The organism is Fibrobacter sp. UWS1 (assembly GCF_002300445.1).
Classification (GTDB): Bacteria; Fibrobacterota; Fibrobacteria; order Fibrobacterales; family Fibrobacteraceae; genus Hallerella; species Hallerella intestinalis.
The window spans coordinates 1,497,981-1,518,986 of the sequence record NZ_NSGW01000001.1 but is presented as its reverse complement, the minus strand read 5'-3'; the positions used below and the strand labels follow the sequence as shown (position 1 = coordinate 1,518,986).

The following is a 21,006-nucleotide window of genomic DNA, read 5'->3' as shown; positions in this document are numbered from 1 at the left end:
TTATGTGGGATATTGACGTTTTCTTTAGACAATGCAAAATTTCTTCTATTCTATCCCGTCTTGGTAAATAGCGGGATGCTTTGTCTTTTTGGAGCAACTCTTTTTTCTAAAACGAATCTCGTATTTCGACTGGCGACTTTTGCGGACAAGCGAATTCTCCGTATTGCTGACCGAATTCCCATAGAGCGTTATTGTCAAAAAGTCACCATCGTCTGGTGTATTTTTTTTTGCATAAACGGAGCCATCGCCCTTTGGACCGTTCTTGCCTCCGATGAAAAATGGTGGGCTCTTTATAACGGTTTTATTTCCTATATTTTGATGGGAATCCTTTTTGCCGTAGAATATGGAGTGCGAAAAATGAAACAAGGCTCATTGCAATCTTACATCTCGTTCTCCCAAATACAGGCGAATTCTCGACCGGACGATTCTGTCGTGTGCTTTCGCGGTTCCGGCCTGTCATCCGTATGCAAAACATGGAAGATGTTCAAAGAAGACGTTTCCAAATTGCGAGGTGCCATTTCACAGGAATCTTACGATTCTTGGATTTTAAATGTTGAAGATACCTACCACCTACTCGTTGCTATCTTTGCGCTTTTTCAAAGTCAAAAGAAAATTTTGTTTACGGCTAATCGGCAGAAGGAATTTATTCGAGAAATTCGGAAGCCGAATGTCGGATTTTTAAACGATACCGGCGAAGAAAATTCTTTGCAAATCCCGCAAGTGCTGGAACGGTTTTCCGCTCAAATTCCTTGGCAAACCTTTAATGCGCAAAAAGCGCAGGCGGCACTCTATACTTCTGGCACGACGGGTGTTCCTAAAGAAATTCCAAAAACCGCAGCTCAATTTGAAAATGAAGCCGATGCTCTTGCTGGCAGATTTGCGTCCTCTTTTTCTCATTGTAACTTTTATTCGACGGTAAATCACCATCATATTTACGGACTCGCTTTCTCGGTTTTTGTTCCGTTTTCCGCAGGACTTCCTATTCGTCAAACGCGATTTGAATTTCCCGAAGAGCTGGAACAAATTTTAGCAGAGCCCGCAGTAATTGTGGCAAGTCCCGCATTTTTAAAACGTTTGGTTGCCAACCGAACCAAGCTGGCCTTTAAGAAAAAACCGTTTTGGCTGTCGGCGGGCGGAGTGCTTCCCGATGAAGTTGCCCATCAAGTCGAAGAGCTTTCGGGAAATGGAGTGCAAGAAATTTATGGTTGCACAGAAGCCGGTGCCATAGCGACTCGCCGCATTCAAATTACTCCTTTATGGACACCGATTCCGACAAATCAAATCACGCTGGAAGAGGATGGACGTTTGAAAATACTCTCTTCCTATACGGAGCCAGAAGGGTTTGTTACAGGCGATTTGGGAAAAATAGAATCGGACGGAACTTTCTCGCTGCTCGGCAGAGCGGATTCCATTGTGAAAATTGAAGAAAAGCGCATATCGCTTTTGGAGGTGGAAAACCGTTTGCGCGAAACCAAGTTGGTCCGAGATGTGCGAGTTGTTCCGATGGCGGGAAAGCGTCAATTTCTGGCAGCTGCTCTGGTTTTAAACGAAACGGGAACGTTAAAGTTTGCGGAAACGCCCAAAAAAGAAATCAATGCCTATTTTCGCAATTACCTGTCCAATTTCCTAGAGAATACGGTGACTCCCAAAAAGTGGCGTTACTTGGAAGAATTGCCGCAAGATGTGATGGGAAAAGTGAAAACGCGCGACATTCAAAAGCTGTTCGCTTTGCCAGAAGACCCGAATTTCAAAATACTCCGTTTCTTTCAAAACGGTAATCGGCTGGCGGTTAAAATTGTCGTGCCAAATACAAGCGATTATTATGATGGGCATTTTCCTCATTTCAAATTATTGCCCGCAGTCGTTCAAATCGATTTGGCGTTGCGATTTTTTCGCGCGTTTTTCCAACTGCCCAGCGAAATAGATCGCATTTCTAGAACGAAATTTACAAGTCCTATTCTCCCAGATACACCTATTACTTTTGAAGAATCGTATTCTCCGGAATTGGGAAAGATGTCATTTCGGATCGTCAATGGAGAAACGGTTCACGCTTCGGGATCGATTCTTTTGAAAAAGGCTCCATAATGGAATTCAAACCTTGCGCTGTGATACCCATCTTTCGCCACGCCGATGCGGTGCGTCCGGTGATACAAAAATTATTGGCGCAGAATCTTCCCATTATTTTGGTGGATGACGGAAATTCCGCTGAAGAATTGCAGATACTACAAAAAATCGCCCATAGCGATTCTCGAATTTCCTTGATATCGCTTGCGAAAAACGGAGGCAAAGGAGCCGCTGTTTGTGCCGGGCTTCGAGAAGCTTATCGTACCGGATATTCTCACGCATTGCAAATCGACGCCGATGGGCAACATAATCCCGAAGCCATTCCGTTCTTTTTAAAAGCTTCTCAAAAGCATTTGGATTGTCTTGTCGGCGGTTTCCCTCAATATGACGATTCTGCTCCCAAAGGGCGAAAAATCGGTCGTAAAATCACGAATTTTTGGGTGTCGATAGAGACGCTTTCTTTTGCTGTTCCCGACGCCATGTGCGGCTTTCGCGTGTACCCGCTTTGGCTCACCGAACCGATTTTGAAGCGGATTCAAACATTCCGAATGGGTTTTGATATTGAAATTCTGGTGCGGCTTTCTTGGGCGGGAGTCCGTATGTATTTTTATCCCATCCAAGTAATTTATCCCAAAGATGGCGTATCCAATTTCCGAATGTGGCGAGACAACGTAGAAATTTCCCGCTTACATACACGACTTTGTTTTGGAATGCTTCTCCGATTGCCTAAATTACTAAAGCGCAAAAGTGCAAGAGGCAAAAAGTAAATAATGGCAAACGAACATTGGTTTCAAATAAAGGAAACGGAAAATGCCGAATGGAAGTTTCAGTTTATGCTTTGGGCTGCCATTCACTTGCCTCTGAAATGGATAGAGTGTTTTGCCGCAGTCATCGTCTTCTTTTTTTATTTGGGAGCATCTCCCGTCCGAAAACGTTCTCGCCTTTACTTGGAACACGTATTTGCCATGCGAAATCAAAAAGTTCCGCATTTTGCTGTGTATCGTCACATATTGGCGTTTGCTTTGTCGATGGTGGAAAAAATTCGAGGTTGGGCGGGTAAAATAAATTTGTCGGAATTGGAAACCCAAAATGATGATATTGATAAACTTATCGAATCTTTGGATTCTGGAGAAGGCGCATTTGTTTTGTGTTCGCATTTGGGAAACATTGAGGCTATACGTTCCTTGACGGGATTTCGCAAAGAACATACCCATCGCATTTTTCAGGTTTTCCCTGTTGTTGATTTTTCGGGAACCCGAAAGTTCAATACGATTCTGCACAAATTAAATCCATCGTTGATGAAGAACGTTTTTGATGCCAATACAATCGGCCCCGATTCCGTAATCGCTATGCATGAAAAAATCGTTTCAGGAAATCTGATAGCTATTGCCGGGGACAGAACGTCGTCTCATTTTGAAAAACGCCAAATTTCCTTGCCGTTTTTAGGAGAAAACGCAGCATTTCCCGAAGGCGCATTCACTCTTGCCTGTGTTTTAAAAGCTCCCGTGTACTTTATTTTTGCTTTTCGTAAAAAAGATTTAGATATCACGTCGCCCTATGAATTTCACGTTATTCATTCGTCCGTAACTTGGACGGGAAAGCGTTCGGAACAAAAAAAGAAAATCGCGGAATTGGCCGCCGAATTTACTTCGCATCTAGAACGCTTCTGTTTGCAGCATCCATATCAGTGGTATAATTTTTACAATTTTTGGTCAAAAGGAGAATTGTCGTGAACTCCAGAACAATCACAGCAAGTGCCGAAATACAGATTCAATTTTACGATTTGGATCCGATGAATGTCGCTTGGCACGGCAATTATGTAAAATATATGGAAACAGCGCGTTGCGCTCTTTTGGATAAAATCCATTATGATTATTTTGAAATGGAAAAAGCGGGTTATGTTTGGCCCGTTGTGCAGCTGCATATCAAATACATTCGACCGCTTCGTTTTATGCAAAAGGTCCGCATAGAAGCGACCCTTGTCGAATACGACGTTTGCTTAAAAATCCGCTATCGTTTCATGGATGTAGAAACTGGCAAAGTCATCACCAAAGCGGAAAGTACTCAAATGGCGGTAAATCTTAAAACGCATGAATCCATGATTGGTTCTCCGCGCGATTTTGTAGAGCGAATTGAAAAATATCTCGCCGAGAATGAAAATGGTTAAAATATATTTCACGATTTTTCTTTTTTGGAGTGGAATTCTTTTTGCAAAAGATTCTTTATGGGATTCTCCTGCCGATTTTAACTCGCCCGCATTTGCGGAAATTGTACAAACTCTTTCTTCTGTAAAAAAACAAGAAGGTTCCTTTATTCAAAAACGGATTGTACAAAAAATTCAACGCGTCTTTGAATCTTCGGGCACTTTTTTAATTTCTGGCAAAGACGGCATTATTTTGAATGTCGAAAAACCCTTTGCGTCACGTTCTGAAATCTCCAAAGAAAAAATGATCCAGGTTTTTCCGGACGGCACCTCTGTGGAAATGAATGCGGCGAATAATGCAGTTTTTCGCGAAATCGCAGCATCCGTTCAAGCGATTTTTAATGGCAATTTAGAATCGCTTCAGCAAAAATTCGATATTTATTTTGTCACTCAAAAGAAAAAATGGACAATCGGCTTGCGCCCCAAAGAAAAAATGATTCAAAAAGCGCTGGCTTCCATTTTGTTGGAAGGTCAAAAGAATCTTGAAAAAGTAGAAATGCTTGATGGAGAAGGAAATATTTTAAGCTATGAATTCAGAAATTCCGCAAAGTAAGAAACAAATTTTTCATATCGGCCTGTGGGCGATTTTACACATCGCTTTGATTGTCGCTGTTGTCTTGGCATATCCTTGGAAAATTGATAAGAGCTTGTATTCCGTATTGCCAAAATCCGATATAAGCCAAGAGTTTCAAAACGCAGAATCGGAATTTTCTTCGCGTTCAGCGACGCAGCTGCTCCTGTTTGTCGGCGATTCTGATTTTTCCGTAGCCAAGGCTGCAGCAAATGAAATCGGGAAAATGCTTTCGGAAAGCCAACAGATCGAATCGGCTACGTGGCTCATCGACAGCAATTCTCTAGGAGAACTCTCGGAATTCTTTTATAAAAATCGTTTTGCCTTGCAAGACCCGTCTTTGCTGCAAATGAGCGATTCCGCTCGAGCAAATTATCTGTATCATCGGGCGCTTTCCCGAACCTTCGGAGCTCTTCCTACAAGTTCACTGAGCCACCTGCAAGAAGATCCCTATTTATTGTCTCAAAATGCGCAGGAACGGCTTCTTTTTAAAAATCCTTTACTTTCCGGAAATCTCTCGTTGCGTGAAGGAATGCTGACTGTCGAAGATTCAGGAAAAACTTATGTACTTGTAAACGCAAAAATGCTTCAGAATGCTTCGGATATGGCGTCCGACGGACACATTATTTCTCTGCTAGAAGATAAAATGGCTCTGTTGCAAAAGGCTCACCCGAACCTATCATTTGAATGTTCAGGGGTTCCATTTCATAGCTACTCCAGTTCCCAAAAAGCCCAAAGAGAAGTCGCTTGGATTTCTGGTATTTCTGGGGTTGCGGTGCTGCTGTTGCTTCTTTTAGCCTTCCGCTCTCCTCTTCCGATTCTTTCCATTTTAGTTTCAATTGTCGTAGCCATTCTTGCGGCAATTGGTGCGACTTTGGCGACATTCCATGAAATTCATATTTTCACTTTTGTCTTTGGCACAAGCGTTATCGGAGTGAGCATCGATTACGCGCTGCATCATTTTGCCGATAGGAACTTTCAAATCAAAAGTATTCTACTCGGATTTATGACAACGGAACTGAGTTACATCGCTTTGATGATCGTGAACTTTCCCGTACTTCGGCAGATGGCATTTTTTTCAATGGTCGGCTTGGCAAGTGCCTTGCTTTCCGTTCTTCTAATATTCCCCATTATTTCTCGGAAACTAGAAAAGCGAAATCAAAATCCTCCTGTAATAATTCAACTCGCTTTAAAGGGATATTCCAAAGCGGAATCCATTCCTCGAAAGGTACGTTATATTGTTTTCGCAGTTCTTTTAGGACTCCTGCTTCCTGGATTTTTTAAACTAAATCTGCAAACAGATCTTCGCACGTTATACAAAATTGCTCCGGATTTAGAAAAAAGTGAAATCAAAATAGCGAAGTGGATGAACTCGGGAATTTCTCCGCATTATTTTATCGTGCGAGGCAATTCTATTGAAGACGTTTTACAGAAAGAAGAGAATCTAAAAGAACGCCTTTGGACCGCGCAAAAAGATTCTCTTATCGAATCGGTTTTGGCATTTTCCGATTTCGCTCCGTCAGCTCATCGCCAACGGCAACTGGATTCCGCTTTGCGGCGTTCCCTTCCCATTCGTTATGCCGCTTTGAAAAAAGCAATGAAAATTCCCAAAAGGCAACAGCTGGAATATCCTACTATTCAAACCGATTTAGAAAAACAACTGCCGCAACAATTTGAAAATTTCCGAAATATGTTGTGGATTGGCCAATTGGATAGTTCTTATTACAGTGCGGTTTTGCCTTTGCATGCAACAAAAGAATTTTGTGCAGACTCATTTGCCAGTCCTGACGAGGGAATTTATGCGGTCAATAAAATGGAAACGGTGAATCACGCTTTAACAGAACTTTCCATGACGGCTTTAGCTCTAGTCGCTTTTGCCTATTTTTCTGTATTTTTTATTCTGTCATTCGTCTATAACTGGCAAGATTCTCTACGAATTGTACGGGCACCGATACTAGCTTGCCTATTTACCATGTCGATGTTTGGCTATATGGAAATTCCCGTTAATTTCTTTGCTATCACAGGACTGATTCTCGTTTTAGGCATTGGCATTGACTATTCGCTTTTTTTCAAAGAAGCTGGCGATGATTTAAATTCAACGGCATTTGCTGTGATTTTATCGACGCTGACGACATTGATTTCTTTTGGAACCCTTGCCTTAAGCAGCTTTGCGCCCGTGTCTATTTTGGGGCTTACCGTATTACTCGGCATTTCCGCAAGCTTGTGCCTTTCTCCTTTTGCGAGGAAATAGCAATTGCCATCGGCCAACAATTTTTTAAGTTTTTATCTGATGCGTTTATGGCGAACTATTTTCTGCTGTGCTCTTCTTTTTGTGGTATGCGGACTCATTTCCTGCACGACTCGTTCTGCGCATTTGGCAACAAAAATTTATTATTCCGATTCGCACTTTGCCCATTTGATTCTTCCAAAATTTTCAAATATATCCATAGAAGAAAATCAGCAGATGACCGGTTCTTATGGCGATAAGAAATTTTCGGGAAATTCTTGGATGCTATTGAATGATTCCCTCATTCATGTAATGCTTTTCAGTTCCATGGGAAATGTTATTGCAGAATTAATTTATACACAAGATTCCGTCTTTTTTAACAGCCGCTGGATAGATTCCGATAAAGTCAAAGCCGAATATGTAATAGCCGACGTTCAATTTTGCTACTATCCCGCCAAAATTCTTTCTGAAAATTTTCAAAAAGCAGGTCTGCATTTTAGAGAATCGCAAGAAGGCTCTAGTTTGCGGCGATCGCTATCTGACGGAAAATCGGAAATTCTTGTTATGGAAAAATCCAAAGGGAGAATCCGATTTGAAAATAATATTCGAAATTATCGTTATCAAATCGAATCCGAAAATCAGGAGGAAAGAAATCCATGAATCCTCTTTACATCAAAGATTTTGCCGCCGTTTGTGCTTTGGGAGCGGACAAAAAGTCTATTTGGGACGCTTTGAAAAACGGAATACCCCCGCAATTTATCCAAAAAGAATACTGCGGAAAAAAACGCTATGTCGCAGAAATCCCGCAAAGCAAACTTCCTCATACGGCGGATTCTTTCTACGATAATCACGTCAATCGACTTTCTGAAAAAGCATTGGTTTCTTTGGAAAGTTCCGTTGCCGAATGGATTCAGAAATGGGGAGCGCATCGAATTGGCGTATTCCTCGGTTCCAGCGATAACGGCTCCGAATCGTCCCTTTCCGCTTTAGCATTTTTTCAAAGTAATGGAAAATACCCAGACGGTTATTTATTGAAAAAACAACAGGCTGATTTTGCCGCAGAATATGTGGCCAAACGGTTTGGGATTACAGGCCCGATATTTACCCATTCGTCCGCTTGCGCTTCCAGTGCAAGTGCATTTGTTTCCGCCAGAAATTGGATTGAAGCGGGCTTTTGTGATGCAGCAATTGTCGGCGGGGTGGATATCCAAACGCAAACCGTTGTTCTTGGATTTGATTCTTTAGAAGCGGTTTCCGCAACGCCATCTATTCCGTTCAGCAGGAATCGCTCTGGACTTACCATTGGTGACGCCGCTGCTTTTTTCTTGGTCTCTCGGGAAGCGAATTCGTCTCCATTTCAAATTCTCGGCATGGGCGAAAGTTCCGACGCGGATCATGTTACTGCCCCAAGAGCCGATGGCGAAGGCGCCGTGCAAGCTATTCTAAAAGCGTTGAAAGACGCTCAAATTTCAGCAAAAGATGTGGATTATATCAATTTGCATGGGACGGGAACAAAACTAAACGATGCTATGGAAAGCGTTGCAGTTCATCGTGTTTTCGGTGATAATACGAAATCGAGTTCTACCAAGGGATTGACCGGTCACACTTTAGGCGCATCGGGAGCGCTGGAAGCGGCATTTTGCTGCCTTGCTCTTTCAGACGAAAATCCGAATCGGGAATTGCCTGTACATTATTTTGACGGTGAACGAGATTTGTCCATACCCCAGATTCATCTGGTTTCTTTAGGGGAACGTGCCGAAAAACTCAATATTTGCATGAGCAACTCTTTTGGTTTTGGCGGTTGCAATGTATCTTTGGTTTTGGCGAGGAACGCATGACCGAATTTGATTCTCGAGAAAAAATAGCGCAATTAGTGCCGCATAAAGGAAAAATGAATTTGCTCGATCGAGTCGTTTTTTACGATTTGTCGCAAGCGGTTGCTGAGACGGAAGTGGATATTTCCGAAAAGACAATGTTTTACGACGAAAATTTTGGCGGCGTTCCTGTATGGATTGCTTTTGAATATATGGCGCAAAGTATAGCCGCATTGAATGGTATTGCCAATAGAGAAAAAAATTCGTCTCAAGTTGGCTTCATTTTAAGCGTGACAAATTTTAAAGCGGAAGAAAACGTATTTCTTGCCAAATCCGTCGTACGTATTTGGATAAAGCAAATTGCGCAAATGGACAAAGCGATTACATTTGAAGGAAAAGCGTCTGTCGGTGATAAATTATTTGCAACGGCTACAATCAATACGATGCCGTGGACAATCCGCAAAAAATGGGAGGAATATAAATGGAAAACGGAAAACGCGTTCTTGTGACGGGAGCCAGTGGCGGCATTGGTTTTGCCATTGTACAGGCTGCGTTGTCAGCAGGCTATCAGGTTACGGCGCATTACAACAGCCATGCGGATTCTTTAAAAAATCTCGCCGAACAAAATAAAGAAAATTTGCATCTTCTGCAATTTAATGTAACGGATCGAGAAAATTGTAAATCCGTACTGGAAAAAGATGTTGCCGAAAAAGGAACGTATTACGGAGTTGTTCTTTCTTCGGGTATTTGCCGAGATGCCGCATTCCCCGCCATGACCGACGATTATTGGGACAGCGTCCTCAACGTGAATTTGAACGGCTTTTACAATGTCTTGCATCCGCTGGTCATGCCGATGTGTCGGAAAAGACAAGGACGAATTATTTCCATTGCTTCGGTTTCTGGAGTTATTGGAAATCGAGGACAAGTCAATTACAGTGCAAGCAAAGGCGGAATTATCGCTGCCAGCAAAGCTTTAGCCGTTGAATTGGCTAGTCGAAATATCACCGTAAATAGCATTGCTCCTGGAGTTATTGAAACCGAAATGATTAAAGATGCCCCGATTGATATGATTTTGCCAGCCATTCCCATGCACCGTGTTGGCAAACCGGAAGAAGTTGCTGCAACAGTTCTCTTTTTGCTTTCGGAAGGAGCTTCCTATATTACACGGCAAGTCATTTCTGTAAATGGAGGTTTGGCATGAAACGTCGAGTTGTGGTTACAGGTGGGGCAAGCATTTCTCCGCTCGGAATGGATGACGATGAAATTTTTGAACGGCTCCATTTGCTGAAAAATTGCACGATTCGAATGCCTGGCTGGGATGTTTACAAACAAATCAATACACGATTGGCCGCTCCCATTCCATTTTCTCTTCCGGAATTTCCTCGAAAGAAAATGCGGGGGATGGGGCGCGTTGCTCACATGGCAGTAGCCACTGCGGAAAAAGCTTTGCTCCTTGCGGGTTACGATCTGAATGATCCGGAACTTAAAGCTGGACGTATCGGCGTTTCATTCGGATCTTCCATGGGAAATTTTGACGCTATCAAAGAATTTATGTCCATGCTTATCCATAACGATTCGTCGAACATTACGGCAACCAGTTACATTCGCTGTATGCCGCAAACTTGCGCGGTCAATATCAGCGTTCTTTTGGGACTTACCGGACGTCTTGTTACGACAAATACCGCTTGCACGGCGGGAAGCCTTTCTATCGGATACGCCTATGAAATGATTATGCACGGTGAACAGGATGTTATGATTGCTGGCGGAGCCGAAGAATTAAATCCGACGGGTTCTGCTGTTTTTGATATTCTATTTGCGACAAGTGTTAAAAATGACTCTCCAGAAATCACGCCGGCTTCTTATGACAGAGATAGGGACGGTCTTGTCATCGGCGAGGGCGCAGGCTCTTTAATTCTTGAAGAATACGAGCACGCTAAAGCTCGCGGCGCGCATATCTATGCGGAAGTTGTCGGTTTCGGAACCAACACGGACGGCAATCATCTAACGCAGCCCAAAAAAGAAACGATGCAAATCGCATTGGAAATGGCGATGAAAAATGCGGGCGTTTATCCGCAGCAAATCGGCTACGTTAGCGGACATGGCACGGCGACCAAATTCGGCGACACCGCAGAAACTCAAGCGACTTTTGGGGCCTTGCAAGGAAGGGCCGCTCCTATCAGCAGTTTAAAAAGTTACATCGGCCATTCTTTAGGGGCCTGTGGTGCTATTGAAGCTTGGCTCGGCATTCAAATGATGAATCGAAAATGGTTCCATCCAAATTTGAATCTGAAAAATATCGATCCAGCGTGTGCACCTTTAGATTATATCATGGGCGACGGGAGAGAAATGGATATTGAATATTTTATGTCGAACAACTTCGCTTTCGGAGGAATCAACACCTCTTTGATTTTCAAAAGAATGTAGTGCGCGCACGAAAGAGACAGCCTTTCTTTTTATTCTTCACGTTTCTTTTTCGGGATCTCGATTTCTACAAAGTTCCAAAACGTTTTGCATTTCTTTTGTCAGCAATTCCACCGCAGCTGGTTTCGAATGCTCTTCAAATTTTCCGGGAAAAATAGGAAGAAGCAAATCCAGATTATAATGGTATCGTTCTGAAGGGTGAAAACGGAAAAACGCATCGTTCTTCCGAATGCCGATTTTTTCATTTCCGCCGATGTAAATAGGCAGGGCGCATCTTCCGGAATGAATCGCAAAACGTGCTGCTCCCTTTTTAAAATGCAAAGGTTCTCCCGATTTTGTACGCGTCCCCTCCGGAAAAATAATCAGAGATTCCCCTTCGTTCATGCCAATTCTTGCCCGTTCCAACTGTTCTTCAAAAGGGAGCGTATTGGGAATAAAAAGTGCGCTGACAACGGTGTTCACAAAAGGCGTTTTTGCAAGAGAACCTTTGACAATGCAATTGGCGTTGGGAATAATGGAAAATAGGATGACGACATCCAAAAAAGAAGGATGGTTGGCCACAATAACGCAAGGGCGAAAATTTTGAAAACGTTCCTTGTGCTCAACATGAACGGTTAAAATTCCCAGCAGTTTCATTTCTAAAACGAAGAGTTGAAAAAATCGGAAATTCACCGCCCTCGCCAACATTCGAAAACGTTTTTTGGAAAAACCGGAAAAAATAAAAATGAAGGGAAAAGTCAAAGTGAAAATAGTGCTGCAAATTCCGAACGAAGCGTATGCAATAACCTTAGCAATTAAACGCCAGACATACAAAATTTTTTGCAGGAACTTCATTGTGGAAGTCTATTGTTCAAAAAATAAAGAGCTTGTTCTGCTGCGGTTTCCGTTGCGGGTAGCGAGGAATAATCCAGTTCACAAATGGCGTTCGTTTTTTTACTCGACAGGCGTAAAGCCAGAGCGCAAACAGGATTCGGATATTTTGCAATGGTAGCGTACTCCGCAGGGATTCGTTCATCGGCAAATACAAAAATCCGTTCTTTTTCCCGACCGGAAAGAATTGGCACCACCGCTTCTTTCAACCCATTTTCAAAAGATTTATTCCCAGAAAAAACGGCACTGTAACCGACCATGTTTTGCTCTACAATAGAAGAGGCCGATGCAGGGATGTTGAAAACCGAAAGGCTGAATTGCGCCGGGGAAACTTCTCCGGAAGATAAAATGCCTTCCGAAATTTTATACTGCCGCTGGATTTCTCCAAATTCCGAAGCGAAAGTTACATGCGTATGCGAAAGCCCCTCGGAAACGTCATGAACCGTTTGTACAACCATTTTAGTAATGTCGCTAAGTCTCCGCCGAAATAGCATCGGAACGAAATTTAATTTTGGCGGGTGCTCATCCGTCCATGCAGAAAACCGGGTTACATATACATTCATTTTTTTTTGAAAACGGAAAAGAGTGTAACTGTTGATTCCCAAATTATGATGCGCTTCCCGAAGAACAAACCCGCCATTTTCAACGGCTTGCTTCAATTCGTCAAAGCGATACATTTTGCTGTTTCCGTTGGCAATGCAAGTAAAATAAAGAGATGTCGCTTGTAAAGAATAAGAAGCGGCTTCAAATCGCTGCTTGTCCCAAATCGGTTCCAAAATATAAACGTTTGTATCCGAAGTTATCGCCGGGTAGATTTTTTTCAGAATTTTTGTAATCTGGTGCAGGGAAAAACAATCCAAAAATTGGCTCATCCAAATGGCGTCGGCACCATACGGAAATTTGGTGGATTCGTCAAGGACGTTGCAAGGAATCGTTGTAATGCGATTTTCAAATCCAGCAGCTTTCGCATTTTTCTCGGCAACAGCGGTTTGACCAGGCAAATCAATAATGGAAACATTCACATCCGGATTGTATTTGCAGCATTGGATTGCCCATTTTGCCGTATTGCCGCCTATATCAAAAAGATGTTTTACCTTTTGTTCAAAAACTATCGGCAAAGCTTCGGGAAATGCCAAGTCCGAATAAAAATGATCAAAACCGAACCAACTTTTTTGAAAAACTTCGCTGGTTTGTGAAAGGCCTTCATATACAGTTGTCCAAGGACCAAAACGTTTTAATCCTTCGGGTTTCCCCGTCATAACGGATTTCATCAAATCATCGGCGCCTTGATAGCAAACGTCTTCCGAAAAATCCATGTTCACTTTGGTCATGTCGTCATTCAAAAGGAAAAATCCGATTTTCCCAAGAGTAAAAATCAGCTCTGAGGATTCCGATCTTTTCAATTTGAAAATTCCCATACCAAGTCCCATTTCCATTAAGACGCCAATACCATATTCGGAAAGTTTCAGCTGTTCTGCAATTTGACGAATAGCGATTCCTTTTTTACGAGAGCTGCTGACAAGTTCTAAAATTCCCAAATCTCGCAGAGCGCGAGCGGCTTGAAAAGAAAGGGGGGCGAATGCGATTTTTTGGGCTTCAAATTTGGCATTTACCGCGTCAATGTCGTCTTGATAAAAAGAATCAAACATGGGATTTAACAAAAGCTCCATAAATTGCTTGAATGGCATTTTCCATATTGGAATCATCGACGCCAACCAAGATATTTATCTGCGAGGAACCTTGATCAATAATGCGGATGTTGATTTTCTTTTCGGCAAGAGCAGAGAAAAGTTTGGCGGCAATTCCTATCTGGTTTGTCATGCCGTGTCCGACAGTCGCCACAAGGCTGATCCCGTGGAAAACTTTGACCCTATCCGGGTGCATTTGCAGCATGATGTCTTCTAGAACGGCGTCCTGTACCGCTTCCAAAGCTTTGGAATCCACGACGATGGACATGGAGTCGATGCCGCTGGGACTGAGTTCGTAAGAAAGACCTTCGCCTTCAAGAATGGCAAGAACGCGCCGTCCAAAACCGACTTCCTTGTTCATCATGCTCTTTTCGATATAAATCATCGAAAAGCCTTTACGCCCTGCGATTCCCGTAATCGGAAAATCCGTTTTTTCCGGAGTCGGCCCGATAATCGTTCCGGCGTCTTCCGGGCGATTGGTGTTGCGGATATTAATCGGAATGTTTTTGGCGCGGCACGGTGCTATGGATTCGTCGTGCAGAACGCTTGCTCCCGAATAGGAAAGTTCTCGAATTTCACGATAGCTGACATAGCTAATGGGTTGCGGATTTTTAACGATTCGCGGGTCCGTCATCAGCATTCCCGAAACATCCGTCCAATTTTCATACGCAACGGCATGGATTCCATTTGCAAGAATCGCTCCCGAAATATCGGAGCCACCGCGAGAAAAGGTCTTGACCTGTTTTCTGGGGCCTTCGCCGTAAAAGCCGGGAACCACATAGAGCTGATTTTCATCGGACAATTTTTGCGCAATCGTTTCATAACTATTCGATGTAATGCGGTAGCGTTCATCAAACGCGATCAATTCAAAAGAATCCACAAATTGCGCGTTCAGATATTCCGCCATTAAACGGGCGCAAAGATATTCCCCGCGGGAAACCAAAAAATCCGTCGTTACGGTTTCAAATTCATTTTTTAATTGATTTTCCAAAGCCGACAAATCTTCTCCGATTTTTGTTGCCAGATGAAGATCTTTCGCTATATCAATATAACGGTCGCAAATCATTTTCCACGGAACGGAAAAATCCAGATTTTTGGAAGCGAGGTCGTAAGTCGTGTACAAAAGATCGGTAAGCTTCGTTTCCTGAGGATTCCGTTTTCCGGGAGCTGAAACGACAACGACTTTACGCCGTTTATCCGCCTCTACAATCGCTTTGACTTTTTGAAACTGCTTGGCTTCTGCAACAGAGCTGCCGCCGAATTTGCAAACGATACGATCTGCCATGGATTATCCTTTTGTAAAAAAAGATTCTTTTTGTAAAAAATAGAAAATCATGGTGGATTTTTTGGAGCGAAAAACGTCTTCATCTGTAGATTCCGCCATTCTCTATTTTTGGAGGAAAAATGGAAGTTCATAAACTTTTGGATATCGCGTCTCGCTCGTCTGTTCCTGTTCTTATTTGTGGAGAATCTGGAACTGGTAAAGAGGTGATGGCTCGTCGATTACATCAAATGAGCGATAGGGCAAACGCCGCATTCATTGCTGTGAATTGCGGAGCGATCAGTCCTGGCCTTGTTGAAAGCCTGTTTGAAGGTTCCTGCCGCGGAGCTTATACGGGAGCCGTAGCAAATCAGTTGGGGTTTGTACGGGCGGCGGATCATGGCACGCTTTTTTTGGATGAAATCGGCGAATTGCCGCTTGAAAGCCAAACCCGGCTTCTGCGTATTTTGCAAGAGCGGGCGGTGACGCCCATCGGAGAGCAGCGCAGCATTCCCGTTGATTTTCGTTTGATTTGCGCAACGCATCGAAACTTGCGGGCGGCAGTGAATGCGGGGCGTTTCCGGGAGGATTTATTTTTCCGATTGAATGTTTTCCCGATACATCTACTGCCACTGCGGGAACGCTTGGACGAGTTGAAATCCATCGCTTTCGATTTATGGAAAAATTTATCCTCTCGCCTTTTGAACGATGACGAAATCAAAAGCCTTTGCCGCTTTCCATGGCCAGGAAATGTCCGCCAACTAAAAAATGTATTGGAACGCTATCAATTGCTGCAAGATTTAGGCGTTTCGTTAGAAAGCGTACTTTCGGAAGAGCCTTGGGATTTGCATCCTTTTTCAGGCTGTATTCAAGAACCGCGCCGAACTTATCGTTACGGCAAAACGCCTTCATGGAAAAGCATTCAAAACGCTTTAATGGAATGCGCGGGCAACAAAAGCCAAGCGGCAAGGTTCTTGGGCATCAGTCGAGGCTCTCTGTGCTATCAATTAAAACTCCGAGCGAATAACGTCAAAGAATCGTAAAGATGACAGCAACTTTGCTATTCACAAAGAAAATTTTTTCATTCGGATTTTATTATTTTACTTCTTGAAAAAAGGAATGATTATGGAAAAAGTTTTTCGCACAGGCATCGGATTTGATGTTCATCGATTGGTAGAAGGTCGTAAATGTATTCTCGGAGGCGTGGATATTCCTTACGAAAAGGGGCTTCTCGGGCACAGCGATGCAGATGTTTTGTTGCATGCGATCAGTGACGCGCTTCTCGGAGCCGCGGGGCTTGGTGATATCGGCACCTATTTTCCCGATACGGATCCCGCTTTTAAAAATGCGGACAGCCTGATGCTTCTTGCTAGGGTGCGAGAAGAAGTGGAAAAATCGGGATGCAAAATTGAAAGCCTGGATAGCGTCGTCATTTGCGAACGTCCTAAAGTCAATCCTCATCGCGAAGAAATGAAACAAAATGTTGCACGGGTCTTGAACATTGACGTAAGCCGCATTGGAATCAAAGCCAGCACTTCAGAAAAGCTCGGCTTTACGGGACGCGGCGAAGGAATCGCTGCTCAAGCTGTTGCAACAGTCAGTCGAATCTATCAATGATTAGAATGTTCGAGGGGCTAGTTGATAACGAAGCTCTCTATAATCTTGTGAAACGCATTTGCTTCATGAACCTTCGGTATGACGGTGCAAAACGTGCGCAACAACGATGGCGAAGTTGAAATTTAACCCTTTTATAAGTAAAATTCTCTCAAGTATCCATCATCGGCGGTAAACCTCCCCAATTCATCTGTATTTCAAAATAGCCGTAGAACGTCATATTCCCTGACAAAAAGCGAAAAAGATTCGCTTTTTAAGACATCACGAATCTATATTATGGATAGAAACATTTCTAAAGGAAGACCATGACTTTAAATGAAGCACTCGCCATTGCCGAAAAGGCTCACGCAGGACAGAAAAACAAAGCCGGCGGCCCGTATATCGACTTTCTCAAAAGCGTTGCGGATTTTTTGAAAAACAAAGGGGAACCTGAAGAAGTTCAAGTTCTTGCTGTTTTGCAAGACATTCTCACCCCTTCTACCAAACTCTCTAAAGAAGATGTCATCAATATGGGAGTTTCCGAAGAAACGGTCGATCGTATTTTAAAAATGACTTATCACAAAAATCAAGGTTGGATTGACGAATATAGTTGCAAACTGATGGCGGAAGGCATTCCCGCCGAAGAAGCGACTTACGAAGCCAGAGAAAAAGAATTCGTCAATTTTGTAAAAACCTTAAAGGACGATCCGCTAGCTTCCAAAGCCAAAGCCGCCATTTTAAGCGTTCTCCAAGAAGACAAATATATTCACAGGCAGGAACGCCGAGAACTCAAAACCCAATTCCGCTTGAAAAAATATAAATCGGCGATTGCGGCACTGGAAAGCTAAAAACAAAGGCAGGTCATACTCACCTGCTTTTTTTCATTGTCACCAATCCTTCCTTTTGTTACATTTTATCGCAAGATTGCCCTATGGGCAAACACTCAAATAAGGACACATACCATGGCAAATAAAGTCTATAACTTCAGTGCAGGACCTTCTGTTCTGCCGGAACAAGCCCTTAAAGAAGCTTCCGCAGCTTGCATGGATTTTGCAAATAGCGGAATCAGCATTCTTTCTATGAGCCATCGTTCAAAGCCCATTGGAGATATGTTCGCTGAAACGGAACAATTTCTCCGCGATCTGATGGGCATTCCCGAAAATTATGACATCGTTTTCTTGGGTGGCGGTTGTTCCTTATTATTCTGCATGGTTCCGATGAATCTTCTCGGCCAAAACGCTACCGCCGATTACGCTGATACTGGCGTTTGGGCAAGCAAGGCTTTGAAAGAAGCTAAGCAATTCGGTAATGTGAATGTCGCCTGTTCCACTAAAGCCGACGTGTACAATCACATCGACAAAAATTTGAAAATGAGCGATAATGCCACATATCTGCACATCACCGGAAATAATACCATTTATGGAACGGAATGGCATAGCTTCCCGAAGCCCAAATCCGGTTATCTCGTTTGTGATATGAGCTCCGATTTTCTGGCTCGCAAAGTCAATGTTTCGGATTTCGGAATGATTTACGGCGGTGCGCAAAAGAATATCAGTTGCGCTGGCGTGACCGTTTCCATTATCCGCAAAGACCTTCTTGGCAAAGTGGACCGCAACATCCCGACAATGCTCAATTTCCAGACGCATATCGATGCCCAGAATATGTTCAACACGCCTCCGGTATTCGCCGTTTATGTGATGAACAGAACTTTGAAATGGCTTAAAGATATTGGCGGCGTCGATGTTATCGAAAAAATCAACCGTGAAAAGGCGGCTCTCCTTTACGGTGCTCTGGACGCTTCCAAGATTTTTGTCGGTACGGCAGCCAAAGAGGACCGTTCGATTATGAATGTTCCGTTCGTATTCAACAAGGAAATCGTTTCTGCGGAAAAGAACGATGAACTTGCCAAAGAATTCTTGGATTTTGCAAAGGCTCGTGGACTTCAGCAGCTTAAAGGACATCGCTCTGTCGGCGGTTTCCGCGCTTCGATTTACAACGCCATGCCTAAAGAAGGCGTACAAGCTCTCGTTGATTGTCTTGGCGACTTTGAAAAGAAAGTTCTGGGATAATCTTTGTAAAAAATGCACTGCGGATTTTCCTTTGGGAAGGTCCGCTTTTTTATTATCAGAACTTATAAAATCTCATAAAAAACACGATGCTGCTAATCCGAGATTTCTACAATTTCAGACAAATTTGTATCTACATTGTTTTTGGGGCTTATATATAAAATTCCTTCTGCAAGTTAGTGTTTAGGGGTTAGTGATTAGCGACTAGTGATTAGTTGAAAGTAGGAAGTAGGGAGTTATGAGTTAGAACTGAAAACGGATAACCGAGTTCCCCCTTGCGAAAAGGAATTTCTCGCTTTGAAAAAATGAATAGCAAGTATTTGGTGAAGGATTGTGTGGAATTTTCTTATTTTTTCTCTGTGATTTTACATCCTGATTATCTAAATTGTGCCTCATGAAAAAAGCAATTTGTTTGAAAAAATTATTTTTAGCTGTATTCTTTTTGTGCGCATCCGTTTTTGCCGATTCCACAACGGTCAAAAATCTTTATCCTAAACAGCATCGCGGCTTTTACAGCAGCCAAAATTTCGGCGTTTCCTTTATCGATTTTGAAAAGCACTCCGACGATGACTACGCCAAATTCAGCGGCGTCAGCCCAAACCTCATGGAATTTCGTTTTGGTATCGGCATCGGAAACGTGATCGCATTTTATACGCAATTCAATTTAGCGGTTTATATCGGCTCTTTGGATTGGGGAGATATAGATTGTGACGACGAATACAAGAATTGTTTGGTGGAAGATGAAGAAAGCGAAGACAACGTCGCATTCGCCCGAAGCTACATCGCCTTCGGAACTTCCATCTATCCTTTTCGCGATACCAGTTCGGCTTTGAACGGATTTTTTGTGGGCACTTCTTTCGGCTACGGAATCAGCTCTCCCATAAAAGATATAGAGGCACAAAGCGTCGAGATTCAGTTCACTGTCGAAATCGGCAAGGATTGGTGGGTTTCCGACCAGCTTTCTTTGGGCGTGGGAATCGCCTATTTTCGCGCGTTTCCGCAATTCGAAGCCCTTTCGGACTTGACGAACGCCGTCCAAGGATTTCATCTTCTGTTCCGTATGACACGAGGATAAGATGAAATTTTTCTTCAAAATCTGCCTGTTGGAACTATTGGTGACATCTATTGCTTTGGCGGATTATCCCAAAGAACATCGCGGATTTTATTTCAGCTTCGGATCGGGATTTTCTTATTATAACGCGAAGTATTCCGAAACAACCTCTTACCAAAAAGAGGAGCATTCTTTCTCCGGTTTTTCTTTTGTCAGTATGGATTTTCGCTTTGGACGCGCCATCGCCAACGCCGTAGCCCTTTATGCGGATTTCAATTTGGCTTTGCCGCAAGGGTATCTAGAGGCGACAACATACGAAAGGAACGAAAAATATGCCGACTGGAGCCTATACGAGGATATCTCCACCTGGAAAGACGTTTTCAGTTTTTCCGGCGGAGGCGGTTTGGGAATCGAAGTTTATCCTTGCCGATACCCTCGAACATTTTGGCGAGGAATCCATTTTGGAAACGCCATCCTATTGGACTATTCTATTTCCAACATATTGAATAAGGATGCTTCTTTTGAATTGATTGGACTTGCTTGGCGCACAAGCTCGGGTTTGGACTGGTGGGTAAACGATACTTGGTCAATCGGCATTGAAGTGGCGCAAATTTCGCAAATTTGGGCACAAGATGTAAATGACTTCACAAACCAAAAGTTCCAGATTCTTTTCCGTATCACGCACCGCTAACTTCCTAGGATCAACACGATTATGACAAACTCATTGCTAAATACTATATTTCGCCCGCACGTTTTTCTATTTCGGAGGTTTTATGCGTAAGACGTGGATTCTTCTTCCCATTCTATTATCGATTTGCCTTTGGGGATGCTCTTCAAGACCGGTTTCATTTGGAACTTATGATTCCATCCAAGGGCGCGATTTTGTCCGGCTTCCCGTATGCGAGTCGCAAGCATCTTCTTTCGCCCTGTTTGACATCATTCCAATCGGAGCCACCAGCCGTGAACGGAAAATCAAGCAGCGCCTGTTGGAAAGCTGCGGCGGAGACGCTCTCATAGACATCAGAATTTCCAGTAAGCATACTTGGGTAGTTGTCGGTGTCGTTAATACGATGTTTATTTCGGCGACTCCGATCAAATTTCAAGATGCCAAAAGAACGCGGCCCGCAGCATCGGAATCCTCTATAAACGAATACCCCGAATTTTAATCGTTTCCGAC

21 protein-coding genes are annotated in these 21,006 nt (G+C 43.2%); 18 read left to right on the top strand and 3 right to left on the bottom strand.

Annotation, left to right across the window (positions count from 1 at the left end; genetic code table 11):
- Nucleotides 1–75 precede the first annotated feature (75 nt).
- From BGX14_RS06335 to BGX14_RS06285, 11 genes are read left to right on the top strand one after another with little or no spacing between them, the layout of a single operon-like run.
- Nucleotides 76–2,085: an AMP-binding protein gene (locus BGX14_RS06335; RefSeq protein ID WP_158223248.1), complete on the top strand. Its 2,010-nt coding sequence runs from the start codon at nt 76–78 to the stop codon at nt 2,083–2,085.
- Nucleotides 2,085–2,831, top strand: coding sequence for a glycosyltransferase family 2 protein (locus BGX14_RS06330; RefSeq protein ID WP_095879404.1), 747 nt, complete (start codon nt 2,085–2,087; stop codon nt 2,829–2,831). The genes BGX14_RS06335 and BGX14_RS06330 overlap by 1 nt, the downstream gene beginning before the upstream one ends.
- A 3-nt stretch (nt 2,832–2,834) precedes the next feature.
- A complete protein-coding gene (locus tag BGX14_RS06325; protein ID WP_095879403.1) occupies nt 2,835–3,797 on the top strand; it encodes a lipid A biosynthesis acyltransferase in 963 nt (320 codons plus the stop codon).
- Entirely contained in the window at nt 3,794–4,231 is a 438-nt protein-coding gene (locus BGX14_RS06320) for a thioesterase family protein (protein ID WP_073301877.1), read from the top strand. The genes BGX14_RS06325 and BGX14_RS06320 overlap by 4 nt, the downstream gene beginning before the upstream one ends.
- A complete protein-coding gene (locus BGX14_RS06315) occupies nt 4,224–4,820 on the top strand; it encodes an outer membrane lipoprotein carrier protein LolA (RefSeq protein WP_158223247.1) in 597 nt (198 codons plus the stop codon). The genes BGX14_RS06320 and BGX14_RS06315 overlap by 8 nt, the downstream gene beginning before the upstream one ends.
- A complete protein-coding gene (locus BGX14_RS06310) occupies nt 4,795–7,089 on the top strand; it encodes an MMPL family transporter (RefSeq protein WP_095879401.1) in 2,295 nt (764 codons plus the stop codon). Before BGX14_RS06315 ends, BGX14_RS06310 begins: the two co-directional genes overlap by 26 nt.
- A gap of 39 nt (nt 7,090–7,128) precedes the next feature.
- Nucleotides 7,129–7,725 (top strand): DUF3261 domain-containing protein, encoded by a 597-nt coding sequence (locus BGX14_RS06305; protein WP_095879400.1) that lies wholly within the window; start codon nt 7,129–7,131, stop codon nt 7,723–7,725.
- On the top strand, nt 7,722–8,903 hold the full coding sequence (locus BGX14_RS06300; RefSeq protein WP_073301884.1) for a beta-ketoacyl synthase N-terminal-like domain-containing protein: 1,182 nt from the start codon (nt 7,722–7,724) through the stop codon (nt 8,901–8,903). The genes BGX14_RS06305 and BGX14_RS06300 overlap by 4 nt, the downstream gene beginning before the upstream one ends.
- Nucleotides 8,904–8,956: 53 nt before the next feature.
- Nucleotides 8,957–9,388 (top strand): thioester dehydrase, encoded by a 432-nt coding sequence (locus BGX14_RS06295; RefSeq protein ID WP_198951168.1) that lies wholly within the window; start codon nt 8,957–8,959, stop codon nt 9,386–9,388.
- Nucleotides 9,361–10,080 (top strand): 3-oxoacyl-ACP reductase FabG, encoded by a 720-nt coding sequence (gene fabG, locus BGX14_RS06290; protein WP_073301888.1) that lies wholly within the window; start codon nt 9,361–9,363, stop codon nt 10,078–10,080. The genes BGX14_RS06295 and fabG overlap by 28 nt, the downstream gene beginning before the upstream one ends.
- Nucleotides 10,077–11,303: a beta-ketoacyl-ACP synthase gene (locus BGX14_RS06285; protein ID WP_078775243.1), complete on the top strand. Its 1,227-nt coding sequence runs from the start codon at nt 10,077–10,079 to the stop codon at nt 11,301–11,303. The genes fabG and BGX14_RS06285 overlap by 4 nt, the downstream gene beginning before the upstream one ends.
- A 36-nt stretch (nt 11,304–11,339) precedes the next feature.
- Here the strand turns inward: BGX14_RS06285 and BGX14_RS06280 are convergent, their stop codons facing one another.
- From BGX14_RS06280 to BGX14_RS06270, 3 genes are all read right to left on the bottom strand, one after another.
- Complete coding sequence (locus BGX14_RS06280) at nt 11,340–11,936, bottom strand: 1-acyl-sn-glycerol-3-phosphate acyltransferase (RefSeq protein WP_158222145.1); 597 nt, start codon at nt 11,934–11,936, stop codon at nt 11,340–11,342.
- Nucleotides 11,937–12,130: 194 nt separating this feature from the next.
- The gene (locus BGX14_RS15515; RefSeq protein ID WP_158223246.1) at nt 12,131–13,819 is read right to left on the bottom strand and encodes a beta-ketoacyl synthase chain length factor; all 1,689 of its coding nucleotides are present in this window, start codon (nt 13,817–13,819) and stop codon (nt 12,131–12,133) included.
- Nucleotides 13,812–15,143, bottom strand: coding sequence for an aspartate kinase (locus tag BGX14_RS06270; RefSeq protein ID WP_073301896.1), 1,332 nt, complete (start codon nt 15,141–15,143; stop codon nt 13,812–13,814). Before BGX14_RS06270 ends, BGX14_RS15515 begins: the two co-directional genes overlap by 8 nt.
- 119 nt (nt 15,144–15,262) lie before the next feature.
- Between BGX14_RS06270 and BGX14_RS06265 the strand changes: the two genes are divergently transcribed.
- The 7 genes from BGX14_RS06265 (at nt 15,263) to BGX14_RS06235 (ending at nt 20,995) form a co-directional block, all read left to right on the top strand.
- Nucleotides 15,263–16,162, top strand: a complete 900-nt coding sequence (locus tag BGX14_RS06265; RefSeq protein ID WP_073301898.1) for a sigma 54-interacting transcriptional regulator — start codon at nt 15,263–15,265, stop codon at nt 16,160–16,162.
- Nucleotides 16,163–16,244: 82 nt separating this feature from the next.
- Complete coding sequence (ispF, locus tag BGX14_RS06260) at nt 16,245–16,736, top strand: 2-C-methyl-D-erythritol 2,4-cyclodiphosphate synthase (protein ID WP_073301945.1); 492 nt, start codon at nt 16,245–16,247, stop codon at nt 16,734–16,736.
- 302 nt (nt 16,737–17,038) lie between these two features.
- Entirely contained in the window at nt 17,039–17,560 is a 522-nt protein-coding gene (locus BGX14_RS06255) for a hypothetical protein (RefSeq protein ID WP_073301899.1), read from the top strand.
- A gap of 114 nt (nt 17,561–17,674) precedes the next feature.
- Nucleotides 17,675–18,781 carry a 3-phosphoserine/phosphohydroxythreonine transaminase gene (gene serC, locus BGX14_RS06250; protein ID WP_073301901.1) on the top strand — a complete coding sequence of 369 codons (1,107 nt, stop codon included), beginning with the start codon at nt 17,675–17,677 and terminating at the stop codon, nt 18,779–18,781.
- A 409-nt stretch (nt 18,782–19,190) separates the two neighbouring features.
- Entirely contained in the window at nt 19,191–19,853 is a 663-nt protein-coding gene (locus tag BGX14_RS06245; protein ID WP_158223245.1) for a hypothetical protein, read from the top strand.
- A gap of 1 nt (nt 19,854) precedes the next feature.
- Nucleotides 19,855–20,520, top strand: coding sequence for a hypothetical protein (locus BGX14_RS06240; protein ID WP_073301905.1), 666 nt, complete (start codon nt 19,855–19,857; stop codon nt 20,518–20,520).
- An 82-nt stretch (nt 20,521–20,602) separates the two neighbouring features.
- A complete protein-coding gene (locus BGX14_RS06235) occupies nt 20,603–20,995 on the top strand; it encodes a hypothetical protein (RefSeq protein WP_095879399.1) in 393 nt (130 codons plus the stop codon).
- Nucleotides 20,996–21,006: the final 11 nt, after the last annotated feature.

What these genes read in the sequence shown, in the direction of transcription:
- BGX14_RS06335 (WP_158223248.1), top strand. Translation starts at nt 76, where the DNA reads ATGCTTTGTCTTTTTGGAGCAACTCTTTTTTCTAAAACGAATCTCGTA.
- BGX14_RS06330 (WP_095879404.1), top strand. Translation starts at nt 2,085, where the DNA reads ATGGAATTCAAACCTTGCGCTGTGATACCCATCTTTCGCCACGCCGAT.
- BGX14_RS06325 (WP_095879403.1), top strand. Translation starts at nt 2,835, where the DNA reads ATGGCAAACGAACATTGGTTTCAAATAAAGGAAACGGAAAATGCCGAA.
- BGX14_RS06315 (WP_158223247.1), top strand. Translation starts at nt 4,224, where the DNA reads ATGGTTAAAATATATTTCACGATTTTTCTTTTTTGGAGTGGAATTCTT.
- BGX14_RS06310 (WP_095879401.1), top strand. Translation starts at nt 4,795, where the DNA reads ATGAATTCAGAAATTCCGCAAAGTAAGAAACAAATTTTTCATATCGGC.
- BGX14_RS06305 (WP_095879400.1), top strand. Translation starts at nt 7,129, where the DNA reads ATGCGTTTATGGCGAACTATTTTCTGCTGTGCTCTTCTTTTTGTGGTA.
- BGX14_RS06300 (WP_073301884.1), top strand. Translation starts at nt 7,722, where the DNA reads ATGAATCCTCTTTACATCAAAGATTTTGCCGCCGTTTGTGCTTTGGGA.
- BGX14_RS06295 (WP_198951168.1), top strand. Translation starts at nt 8,957, where the DNA reads ATGAATTTGCTCGATCGAGTCGTTTTTTACGATTTGTCGCAAGCGGTT.
- fabG (WP_073301888.1), top strand. Translation starts at nt 9,361, where the DNA reads ATGGAAAACGGAAAACGCGTTCTTGTGACGGGAGCCAGTGGCGGCATT.
- BGX14_RS06285 (WP_078775243.1), top strand. Translation starts at nt 10,077, where the DNA reads ATGAAACGTCGAGTTGTGGTTACAGGTGGGGCAAGCATTTCTCCGCTC.
- BGX14_RS06280 (WP_158222145.1), bottom strand. Translation starts at nt 11,936, where the DNA reads ATGAAACTGCTGGGAATTTTAACCGTTCATGTTGAGCACAAGGAACGT.
- BGX14_RS15515 (WP_158223246.1), bottom strand. Translation starts at nt 13,819, where the DNA reads ATGTTTGATTCTTTTTATCAAGACGACATTGACGCGGTAAATGCCAAA.
- BGX14_RS06270 (WP_073301896.1), bottom strand. Translation starts at nt 15,143, where the DNA reads ATGGCAGATCGTATCGTTTGCAAATTCGGCGGCAGCTCTGTTGCAGAA.
- BGX14_RS06265 (WP_073301898.1), top strand. Translation starts at nt 15,263, where the DNA reads ATGGAAGTTCATAAACTTTTGGATATCGCGTCTCGCTCGTCTGTTCCT.
- ispF (WP_073301945.1), top strand. Translation starts at nt 16,245, where the DNA reads ATGGAAAAAGTTTTTCGCACAGGCATCGGATTTGATGTTCATCGATTG.
- BGX14_RS06255 (WP_073301899.1), top strand. Translation starts at nt 17,039, where the DNA reads ATGACTTTAAATGAAGCACTCGCCATTGCCGAAAAGGCTCACGCAGGA.
- serC (WP_073301901.1), top strand. Translation starts at nt 17,675, where the DNA reads ATGGCAAATAAAGTCTATAACTTCAGTGCAGGACCTTCTGTTCTGCCG.
- BGX14_RS06240 (WP_073301905.1), top strand. Translation starts at nt 19,855, where the DNA reads ATGAAATTTTTCTTCAAAATCTGCCTGTTGGAACTATTGGTGACATCT.
- BGX14_RS06235 (WP_095879399.1), top strand. Translation starts at nt 20,603, where the DNA reads ATGCGTAAGACGTGGATTCTTCTTCCCATTCTATTATCGATTTGCCTT.